Genomic DNA, 10,763 nt, shown 5'->3' with positions numbered 1-10,763 from the left:
CACACCCTGCACGAACACACAGAACCCGCCCGCCCCGAGCTCTACCTCACCGCCTGACCACCACCCACCCACAGGGAACAACGGAATGACACCACGCCACGGGACTTGACCGCGCCGAGACGGGACGCGAGAGCGTCGCCGGCGGTGCGCGGGTCACCTTCGCGCAGACCCATCCGCTCTCGAGCTACATCACGGCGATCGCGGCGGGTCCTTATGCGCGCGTGAGCGGCACCTGGCAGGGAGCGAGCGGCCCTGTCGCGCTCGGAGTGCTGTGCCGCGCCTCGCTTGCGCCCCACCTCATCGACTCGGGTGACGCGGAGGAGATCCTGCAGATCACCCGTGCGGGACTGTCCTTCTTCGGCGACGCGTTCGGGCTCACCTATCCGTGGGGCAAGTACGACCAGATCTTCGTCCCCGAGTACAACCTCGGCGCAATGGAGAACCCCGGGCTCGTCACGTTCACCGAGCGGTACGTCTTCCGCGGTGCGGCGACCGTCGCGCAGCGCGAAGGACGCGCCAACACGATCCTGCACGAGATGGCGCACATGTGGTTCGGTGATCTCGCGACGATGCGCTGGTGGGACGATCTGTGGCTCAAAGAGTCGTTCGCCGACTTCTCCGGCGCGCACGCCGCCGTCGCCGCCGGCGGCTTCCCCGACGCCTGGGTCACGTTCGCGAGCCGTCGCAAGGGGTGGGCGTACACGCAGGACCAGATGCCGACGACGCATCCGATCGTCGCCGACATCCCCGACCTGGAGGCGGCGAAGCTCAACTTCGACGGCATCACGTATGCGAAGGGTGCATCGGTTCTCAAACAGCTCGTCGCGTTCGTGGGGGAGGACGCCTTCTTCCGCGGCGCGCGCCGGTACTTCGCGGCGCACGCGTTCGGCAACACGACCCTCGACGACCTGCTCGCGGCGCTCGAGGAGGAGTCGGGGCGCAGCCTGCGTGGATGGAGTGCGGCGTGGCTCGAGACGACCGGCATGTCGCGGATCTCCGTCGAGCGCGGGGCCGGCAGCGCCCTGTCGGTCGTGCAGACGGACCCGCGTCCGCACCGGCTCACGGTCGGACTCTACGTGTTCGAGGGCGACCGTCTCGTGCGGCGCGGCGGCATCGACGTCGACATCGTGGAGGAGCGTACGGCCGTCTCCGCGCCCTCCCCGCCCGGCGCATCGGCCGACCTCATCCTCCCGAACGACGGCGACCGCACTTACGCGAAGGTGCGCCTGGATGAGCGCTCGACGGATGCCGCCGCCCGCGCCCTGTCGACCATCGACGACGCGCTTGCGCGCGCCGTCATCTGGGCATCTTTGTGGGATGCCACACGTGACGGCGAGCTCGCCGTCGCACGCTATCTCGACGTCGTCGCCCGGCACACTCCGGCCGAGGACAACGCAGCCCTCCTGGCCGACGCTCTCGCGCACGCGCAGTTCGCGATCGGACACTATGCCACCGCCGCGCAGCGCGACACCCTCGCCGACGCGTGGCTGGAGACCTCTTGGCACTCCCTGTGGGCCGCCCCCGCCGGGTCCGATGCGCAACTCGCGTGGGCGCGTGCGGTCGGGGCGGCGGCATCCCGCAGTGGGCGACGCGCAGCGGATCTCGCGGCAATTCTCGCGGGGACGGCCGACGCACCCGCCGGACTGCCGCTGGACGCCGAGCTGCGCTGGGAGTGGCTCACCGCGCTTGCGGCGACGGGGCACGCCGGGGCCGCCGAAGTGGACGCCGAGCTCGCACGGGACGGCTCGTCTCAGGGTCGCACAGCGTACCGGACGGTACTCGCGGCGCGGCCGGATGCCGAGGTGCGAGCCGCTGCGTGGCGCGCGGCGTGGGACGACGTCGCCCTGACCAACGATCACCTCGACGCGACGATCGCGGGCGTACGCGCGGGCGGGCGACGCGACCTCGTCGCCCGGTTCGATGCGGACTACTTCGCACGTATCCGATCGGCCTGGGCGGAGCGCAGCATCGAGATCGCGCGGCGCCTCGTGATCGGGCTCTTCCCGACATCGGACTCGCTCGCTCTCGTCGACGAATGGCTCGACGCCAACGCGGATGCCCCGGGAGCGCTGCGGCGCCTCGTGATCGAACAGCGCGACGGTCTGGCGCGCGACCTGCGGGTACGTGCGGTGCAGCCGGCCATGTGACGGTCGCTCTCTCGCCGGAGAGCGCCCCGCGAGGGCGAGAACGCGCGATCGCGCGTCGTGCGCGGGCTAGGGGTGGGAGACCGTGCGCAGAGCGGTCACGGCGCCGACCCGGGAGTTCGCGCCGTCGCCGTCGCCGCGCGCCGTGAGGGCCTCGGAGAGGAGGTAGCCGTCGGTGAGGGCATCGCCCGTGATCACGACCGAGAGCAGCTCGATCCCGCACGCTCTGCGCACCCGATCGGCGCACGCGGCGACGACGGATGCCGAGAGGTCGGCGTTCACGGGCAGCTGCGCGCCGTGATCGGCCCGCACGAGATCGCGAAGCGCCGCGCCGACGAGGTTGCCCGTGCGCTCCGTCACATGCACGACCTCGAGCTCGAAGATGCGGAGATCGGTGCCGGTGACGAAGGGGCGCCAGTCGAACGAGGCGTGCACCAGATGCTGTCGCCCGCCGCCCGCGGTGAGCTGGCGCGCCGGCAGGTCGGTCGAGCGGACCCGGGTGTCCACGCGGCGGTACCACGCCAGCACGGGGAACACTGCGTGCGTGCCCGGGCCGAGGACCACGACCTCGCCGGCATCATGCCCTCCGCGTGGGCGTCGGCGCACGATCGGCCGGCCGTTGCGGGTGCGGATCGCCGCTTCACCTTCGTCGATCGTCACAACGAGCAGCTTGAACAGGGCCGGCACGACGAGCAGCACGGTGAGCACGGCGCCGCCGGTCTTGATGAGCGCATTCATGCTGCTCGTGCCGAAGAGAGAGGTGACGGTGTCGATCACATGCCCAGGATGACGCGTCGCGCGGTGGAGATCCGCCGATTCGCACCGCAGCGCGAGAACGTTCCGCCGCACGTCACCGAATGTTCTCGTGCCGGGCGGAGCGGTATCGGACATCGACAGCAGAATCGGATGCCGCGAGCTGCGGCATCCGATTCTGTTGCTGTTCTGCGAATCCGGGGGGTCCGGCGTCAGCCGCCGATGCCGCGGATGACGGGGTGGTGGAACGTGTCACCGAAGGCGCGCTCCGACGCCCCCTCGCGGTCGAGGTAGGGCGATGCGCCGCCGTCGATGAACGGCCACCCCGCGCCGAGGATGAGGCACAGGTCGATGTCTTCGACTTCGGGCACGACGCCCTCGTCGAGCATGAGCTTGATCTCCTGCGCCAGGCCGTCTTGCACGCGGCGCAGAATCGTGTCGGCGGATGCCGGTGTCGACCCCGCCGCATCCTTCACGATCTTCTGCGCCGCCTTCGTGAAGCCGGTGACGCGCCCGCCCTTGTCCTTCTCCACGACCTCGGGGAGCTCCGCGAGACGGTGGAAGTTCTCGTTCGCGTAGAAGCGGTCGGGGAACGCGTGCACCATCGTGTCCTGCACGTGCGCGGCGACCTTCCAGCCAACGAGATCGATGAGCTGGAACGGTCCCATCGGCAGGCCGAGGGGCGCGAACGCCTTCTCGACGTCGGCGACCGGCGTGCCCTCGTAGACGGCGCGCGCAGCTTCGCCCATGACCTTCGCGAGCAGACGGTTCACGACGAAGCCGGGGGCGTCGGCCGTGAGCACGGCGTTCTTGCCCAGGCCCTTGGCCACCACGAACGCGGTGGAGAGCGCCGACTCGGTCGTGACCGGCGTCTTGACGATCTCGATGAGCGGCATGACCGCCACGGGGTTGAAGAAGTGGAAGCCGACGAGGCGCTCGGGGTGCGCGAGCTTCGATCCGATCTCTTCGACCGACAGCGACGAGGTGTTCGTCGCAAGGATCGCATCCTCGGCGACGATCTTCTCGATCTCACCGAACACGGCCTGCTTGACGCCGACCTCTTCGAAGACCGCCTCGATGACGAAGTCGCAGTCGGCGTAGAGGCTCTTGTCGGTCGTCCCGGTCACGAGCGCGCGCAGCTGATTGGCCGTGTCACCGTCGAGGCGTCCCTTCGCCTCGAGCTTGCCGATCTCGTCGTGAATGTACGCGACGCCCTTATCGACGCGCGCCTGGTCGAGGTCGGTGATGAGAACCGGCACACGGAGCTTCCGCACGAACAGGAGCGCGAACTGGCTCGCCATGAGTCCCGCGCCGATGATGCCGACCTTGGTGACCTTCTTCGCGAGCGCCTTGTCGGGAGCGCCGACGGGCCGCTTGGCGCGCTTCTGCACGAGATCGAACGCGTACATGGATGCCGCGAACTGGTCGCCTGTGACCAGGTCTGCTAGCGCCTCGTCTTCGCGGGCGAACCCGTCTTCCTTGGTACCGGAGCGGGCCTTGTCGATGAGGTCGAGCGCGACATAGGGCGAGCGGGGCACAGTGCCGATCTTCGACTCGAGCATGCCGCGGGCCATCTTGATCGCGACGGGCCACTTGACGGTGCGCTCGATCTTGCCGGGCTGGTTCTTCCGCTCGACTTTGGTCGCGCCTGTCAGCACGCCGTCCGCCCAGCGCAGCGAGTCCTCGAGGAACGTCGCCGCGGGGAAGATCGCGTCCATGATGCCGAGGTCGTACGCCTGCTGCGGCTTCAGCATGCGGTTCTGCTTGAGCGGGTTCGAGATGACGACCTCGAGCGCGTTCTCGATGCCGATGAGGTTCGGAAGCAGGTACGCGCCGCCCCAGCCGGGGATGATCCCGAGGAAGACCTCCGGCAGCGCGATCGCGGCGGCGGAGGCATCCACCGTGCGGTAGTCGGAGTTCAGCCCGATCTCCAGCCCGCCGCCGAGGGCGAGGCCGTTGACGAAGGCGAACGTGGGCACACCGAGGTCGGACAGCTTGCCGAACACCTTGTGGCCGAGTTGCGCGACCAGCTTCGCGTTCGCCTTCGAGCCGACCTTGGTGATGTCGGACAGATCCGCGCCGGCAGCGAGGATGTACTGCTTGCCGGTGACCCCGACAGCGTCGATCTCGCCGTTCCGGGCCCGCCCCTTCAGGACGTCGAGGGTCTCGCCCAGCGCGGTCATCGTGGCGGGCCCGAGGGTGTTCGGGCGGGTGTGGTCACGCCCGTTGTCGAGCGTGATGAGCGCGAGCACCTTGCCCGAGGGCAGAGTGATGTCGCGGACGCGCGAATGGGTGATGACCTCACCCTCGGTGAGAGCCTGGATGGGGGAGAAGTCGATCTCGTCGTAGTTCGTCATGGCGTTCAGCGCTTGCCCTTCTTACCGTCGAAGTGCGGGTTCTCCCAGATGACCGAGCCACCCTGCCCGAGGCCGACGCACATGGCGGTGAGGCCGTAGCGGACGTCGGGGCGCTCGGCGAACTGTGCCGCGAGCTGGATCATGAGACGCACGCCGGAGGCCGCGAGCGGATGCCCGAGCGCGATCGCGCCGCCCCACTGATTGACGCGCGGGTCGTCGTCGGCGATGCCGAAGTGGTCGAGGAGCGAGAGCACCTGCACGGCGAAGGCCTCGTTGAGTTCGAACAGACCGATGTCGTCGATCTTCAGCCCGGCCTTCTTCAGCGCCTTCTCGGTCGAGGGGATCGGGCCGATGCCCATGATCTCGGGCTGGACGCCGGCGAAGGCGAACGAGACCATCCGCATCTTGGGCGCGAGACCCAGCTCCTTCACGGCGGCGCCGCCAGCGAGCAGCGACATCGTCGCGCCGTCGGTCAGGGGCGACGATGTGCCCGCCGTCACGCGCCCGTGCGGGCGGAACGGCGTCTTGAGGGCGGCGAGATCCTCCATCGTGGTCTGCGGTCGCCGGCCCTCGTCCTCCGTGGCGAGCCCCCAGCTGCCCTCGGCATCCTTGATCGCGACGGAGACCAGGTCGGGCTGGAACTTGCCCGCTTCGTAGGCGGCCTGCGCCTTGTGCTGGCTGAGCATGCCGAAGCGGTCGCTGCGCTCCTTGGTGAGCTGCGGGAACCGGTCGAAGATGCGCTCAGCGGTGACTCCCATGTTCAGGGCGCCCGGGTCGACCATGCGCTCCGCGACGAAGCGCGGGTTGGGGTCGGCGTTGCCGCCGATCGGGTAGTGGCCCATGTGTTCGACACCGCCGGCGAGGGCGACGTCGTACATGCCCGAGCCGATCGATGCGCCCATCATCGCGACGCTCGTCATGGCGCCCGCGCACATGCGGTCGATCGCGAAGCCGGGAACCGTCTGCGGCAAGCCCGCGAGGATCGCGACCGAGCGTCCCAGGGTCAGTCCCTGCTCACCCGTCTGGCTCGTCGCCGCGATTGCGACGTCGTCGACGCGATCGGCCGGGACGTTCGTGTTCCGCGCCATGAGTCCGATCGTCGCCTTGACGGCGAGGTCATCCGCGCGGGTGTTCCAGTACATGCCCTTCTCGCCGGCGCGCCCGAACGGGGTGCGCATGCCGTCGACGAAGTAGACGTCCGTGATCTCGGCCACACTGCCTCCAAGGTAAGTGAGATTGAGTACAGCCTAACGTGAGACTCAGTCTCGTGAAATCGCTTGGTTCGATTCTACGAGACGTCGCCCGCGTCGTCGCCGGTCGGCTGAACGGACTCGACAAATGCGACGGCGATCACGGGAGCTGTCGCGGTGATCTGCCATGGTCGCGCGCCGTGCGCAGCGAGGTCGGCCGCGATGGATGCCTCGTCGATGGGCGCCGTGGGAGCCCACGCGATTCGACGCAGCGTGTCGGGCGTGAGCAGGTTCTCGACGGGCATGACGAGCTCGCGGGCGACCTCGTCGACACGCGGCTTCGCCGCCTTCAACCGGGCATCGGCTTCGGGATTCCGGTCCGCCCAGGCACGGACCGGGGGCAGTCCGTCGCTCGGCACGCGGTCGGGCGGCAGAGAAGTCTCAGCGCGTCCTGCCTCGATCGCGGCCCACCACCGATCCAGCTGCGTGCGACTCGCGCGACCCGTGAACTCCTTCACACGGGAGAGATCGTGCTTGCTCTTGGGGTCGGCGAGGATCGCGGCGACGAGCGCGCGGTCGGGAACGAGCCGACCCGGCGCGGTGTCTTCGGCCCGGGCGAAATCCTCACGCGCCTGCCACAGGGCGCGGGCGACGGCGAGTGCGCGGCGGCCGCGTACGGTGTGGAGGCCGCTGAGTCGCCGCCACGGCTCCTCGCGCGGTGGTTTGTCGGGGCGCGTGCGCACGGCCTCGAACTCCTGTGCGGCGATGTCGGTCTTGTGCTGTTCATCGAGTTCGGCGCTCAGCGCCTCGAACACGTCGACGAGATGCAGCACGTCGAGCGCGGCGTACTCCAGCCATGGCTGGGGGAGCGGGCGTGTCGACCAGTCGGCTGCCGAGTGGGCCTTCGCCAAGGTGATGCCGAGTGTGTCCTCGACGACGGCTCCCAGCCCGACGCGCTCGTGGCCGAGCAGCCGTGCCGCGAGCTCGGTGTCGAAGATCGACGGCGGATTCAGATCCAGCTCGCGAAGCGATGGGAGGTCCTGGCTCGCCGCGTGCAGGATCCATTGCTCGCCGCCGATCGCGTCTTGCAGGGCCCCCATGTCGCCGAGAGCGGGCGGATCGAAGAGGAACGCTCCCGCGTCCCGCCGGTACACCTGGACGAGATAGGCGCGCTGCGAGTACCGGAACCCGGATGCGCGCTCGACGTCGACAGCGACGGGACCCGTCCCGCTCGCGAGGGTGCGCGCCGCCGACTCGAACTCCGCGCGGTCGGCGATGACGTGGTACTCAGGCACGCGGCATCCTGTGCGATCCGAACACGGCAATCCCCTCCGACCCCGGCGGCAATCCCGCCAGCATGCATACCAATTCTGCCCACGCGTCGATATGAGCGGTGAGGTCTTCCGCCGGAGACCACGAGGCTCGCAACTCGATCTGCGCACCGTCGCCTTCGCCGGCGAGGCTCCCGAACCCCTTCGACAGCGTCTTGGTTGCGGTTCCGGATGCCGAGTGGAACCCGGCACCGCGCGCGTCGAGCGCGTCCACCAACCATGACCAGGCTACGTCGGCCAGAAGCGGGTCGGTGCCGATTTCCGGTTCGAGCGGCGCTTGCGCGAAGCACACGATCCGCCACGGACCGTTCCACGCATCGCGCTCGGCGGGGTCGTAGAGCAGCACGAGCCGCCCGGTGCCGTACTCCGAATCGACCCCTTCCGCGTCGGGTCGAACGTCGCCCGCGATCGCGTATGCATACGGAGCGAGGCTCGCCGGTTCGGGGATCTCGCGCACGGCGAAATCGGCGCGAAACGACATCTCGCGTACCGCATCCCGCACCGTGCGGAACGCCTCGGGCGCTGACGTCGCGCGGGGTTCATCCACGCAGTCAGACTAGAATGCAGGGACGATGAAGGCATCCAGGCGCGCCGTCGCTCCCGACGCACGAACCGCCCCCCGCGGACGAACCGCCGCCCACGTAGGAATCGGCAAGGCGGTCGCGCTGCGCACGGTGCTCGGGGCGACCGCAGTGGGCCTTGCCTCCGCCCTGGTCGCGGTGACTGCGGGCCTCGCCTTCGTCGCGCTGCGTGTCGCTCGCCGCGTCGTCATGCCCGCGCGCCGCGCGGCCGACACGCGCATCCTGGACGTCGACGTCGCCGCTCAGACCATCACTCTGGGCAGGACTCCCGACACCGCGCTCCCGGGACGCTACGGTCTGTTCACGACGGGTGCGACCGACTATCTGAAGATCGGCTCGGTGCTCGCGAGTGACGCGGGCACGGTCAAGCGGAAGCTCCTCACCGAGGTCGAGGGCGACATGCATCTGGCGCCGGAGGCGGCGTTCAGCGGCTGGTACTTCCACCAGCCGGAGGAGCTGCATCTTCCCTTCACACAGGAGTACGTCCCGTCGCCTCTCGGCCCGTGCCCCGCGTGGCTCTTCCCTGCCGAGACGGACGGCGAGACATCTGACCACTGGGTCATCCAGATCCATGGGCGCGGCACGACGCGCGCGGAGTGCTTGCGTGCCGTGCCCGTCTTCCACGCGCTCGGCGTCACGTCGCTCATCGTGTCCTACCGCAACGACGGCGACGCACCGCGCACCCGTTCCGGGACGTACGCACTCGGAGCGACGGAATGGCGCGACGTCGACGCGGCGATCACGTGGGCGCATCGCCGCGGGGCGCGGAGGATCCTGCTCATGGGCTGGTCGATGGGCGGAGCGATCGCGTTGCAGGTCGCTCTCGGCTCGGCCCACCGTGAGGAGATCGTCGGTGTCGTCCTCGACTCGCCCGTCGTCGACTGGCGCACCGTGCTGAATTATCAGGGCCACGAACTCGGGCTCCCCGCTCCCGTGACGGGGCTTGCGATCGGGACGCTCGGCACCGAGTGGGCGTCGCCTGCGACGGGTGCCGACGGCGGCATCCCGTTCGACCGGCTCGACATCGTCGCGCGGGCTGCGGAGCTCCGGCATCCCGTCCTCATCCTGCACAGCGACGACGACGGCTTCGTCCCTTCCAGCGCTTCGCACGCTCTCGCTGCGGCACGCCCCGATCTTGTCGAGCTGCAGAGCTTCGAGACGGCGCGCCACACGAAGCTGTGGAACTACGACCAGCAGCGCTGGACAGGAGCGATCGAGGACTGGCTGCGCCGGCACGATCCGACCCTCGCCGAGGAGAACGCGCCGTGAGCTCGCCTGTGCATCTGATCGACCGTTCGCCGCAGGTCTCCGGCGCCGAGATGGTCGCCGCCCTCGTGCCCCCTCCGCAGTTCGACGACGCGACCTTCGAGACGTATCGGGCCGACCCGGACTACCCGTCGCAGCAGGAGACGAAAGACCTGCTCATCGCGTTCAGCCGCGGCAGTGCTCCGCTGGAGCGCGGCGGACTCTTCCGGCGCGCGAAGAAGGCGCCGGAGATGAAGCCCGGCGTCTACCTCGACGGCGGTTTCGGCGTCGGCAAAACCCACCTGCTGGCATCCGTCTATCACGCGATGCCCGCCCGTCGGAAGTACTTCGGCTCGTTCATCGAGTACACCGCACTGGTCGGTGCCCTCGGATATCAGAAGACGGTGGAGCTGTTCCGCGGCGCCGACCTCTTGTGCATCGACGAGTTCGAGCTGGACGACCCGGGCGACACGATGGTCATGACGCGTCTGCTCGGCGAACTCGTGCCGACCGGCACGAAGCTCGCCGCGACGTCCAACACCCCGCCGAATGCGCTCGGCGAGGGACGGTTCGCCGCGCAGGACTTCCTGCGAGAGATCCATGCGATGGCGTCGAGCTTCGAGACGCTGCGCATCGACGGCACCGACTACCGGCAACGCGCGATCGACGGTCACGCGGCCGTACTCGACGCGGCGACGTACGCGCACGAGCTCCAGGATGCCGCGGCGCGCGGCACCGTCTCGGACGACGACTTCTCGGGGCTCATCCGGCATCTGGCATCCGTCCACCCTTCGCGGTATATCCGCGTCATCGACGGCATCTCCACGATCGGCCTGCGGGACGTCGTCCAGCTCGAGGACCAGTCCGCGGCACTGCGTTTCGTCGCCTTCGTGGATCGCGCGTACGACGCGCAGATCCCGATGCGTGCCACGGGACGCCCGCTCGACGAGGTCTTCGCTCCCGAGATGCTCGGCGGCGGATACCGCAAGAAGTACCTGCGCGCGATCTCGCGCCTCAACGCGCTGACGCATTCCTGACGCGGCTCCGGGCCCCGCGGCCGCTCTGACGGCCTTCACGCGCGAAACGTGATGTTCACACCCATCCAGGTCTCGTAACGCTTCGGAAACACGACCTGCATGCCGTAGGAAACGCCGCATCGCCA

7 protein-coding genes and 1 pseudogene are annotated in these 10,763 nt (G+C 69.2%); 3 read left to right on the top strand and 5 right to left on the bottom strand.

Features of this window, described 5'->3' with window-relative positions:
• Nucleotides 1–113: 113 nt before the first annotated feature.
• Nucleotides 114–2,147, top strand: a pseudogene (gene pepN, locus WFI52_RS07080) (aminopeptidase N); the annotation flags it as partial.
• Nucleotides 2,148–2,213: 66 nt separating this feature from the next.
• Here pepN and WFI52_RS07075 read toward each other — a convergent pair.
• The 5 genes from WFI52_RS07075 to WFI52_RS07055 form a co-directional block, all read right to left on the bottom strand.
• A complete protein-coding gene (locus WFI52_RS07075; RefSeq protein WP_315552608.1) occupies nucleotides 2,214–2,921 on the bottom strand; it encodes an SPFH domain-containing protein in 708 nt (235 codons plus the stop codon).
• 188 nt (nucleotides 2,922–3,109) lie between these two features.
• Nucleotides 3,110–5,254, bottom strand: coding sequence for a 3-hydroxyacyl-CoA dehydrogenase NAD-binding domain-containing protein (locus WFI52_RS07070; RefSeq protein WP_336626297.1), 2,145 nt, complete (start codon nucleotides 5,252–5,254; stop codon nucleotides 3,110–3,112).
• Between the two features lie 5 nt (nucleotides 5,255–5,259).
• On the bottom strand, nucleotides 5,260–6,468 hold the full coding sequence (locus tag WFI52_RS07065) for a thiolase family protein (RefSeq protein WP_336626296.1): 1,209 nt from the start codon (nucleotides 6,466–6,468) through the stop codon (nucleotides 5,260–5,262).
• A gap of 74 nt (nucleotides 6,469–6,542) precedes the next feature.
• Complete coding sequence (locus WFI52_RS07060) at nucleotides 6,543–7,739, bottom strand: HRDC domain-containing protein (RefSeq protein WP_336626295.1); 1,197 nt, start codon at nucleotides 7,737–7,739, stop codon at nucleotides 6,543–6,545.
• The gene (locus tag WFI52_RS07055; RefSeq protein WP_336626294.1) at nucleotides 7,732–8,322 is read right to left on the bottom strand and encodes a DUF3000 domain-containing protein; all 591 of its coding nucleotides are present in this window, start codon (nucleotides 8,320–8,322) and stop codon (nucleotides 7,732–7,734) included. Before WFI52_RS07055 ends, WFI52_RS07060 begins: the two co-directional genes overlap by 8 nt.
• A gap of 25 nt (nucleotides 8,323–8,347) precedes the next feature.
• Between WFI52_RS07055 and WFI52_RS07050 the strand changes: the two genes are divergently transcribed.
• Together WFI52_RS07050 and zapE are read left to right on the top strand one after the other, a co-directional pair.
• Nucleotides 8,348–9,625 (top strand): alpha/beta hydrolase family protein, encoded by a 1,278-nt coding sequence (locus tag WFI52_RS07050; protein WP_336626293.1) that lies wholly within the window; start codon nucleotides 8,348–8,350, stop codon nucleotides 9,623–9,625.
• Between the two features lie 50 nt (nucleotides 9,626–9,675).
• Complete coding sequence (gene zapE, locus WFI52_RS07045) at nucleotides 9,676–10,638, top strand: cell division protein ZapE (RefSeq protein WP_336626304.1); 963 nt, start codon at nucleotides 9,676–9,678, stop codon at nucleotides 10,636–10,638.
• The last annotated feature ends 125 nt before the right edge of the window (nucleotides 10,639–10,763 follow it).

Source organism: Microbacterium sp. MMO-20 (assembly GCF_037147735.1).
Lineage (GTDB): Bacteria > Actinomycetota > Actinomycetes > Actinomycetales > Microbacteriaceae > Microbacterium.
This window is presented reverse-complemented; position numbering and strand designations above follow the sequence as displayed.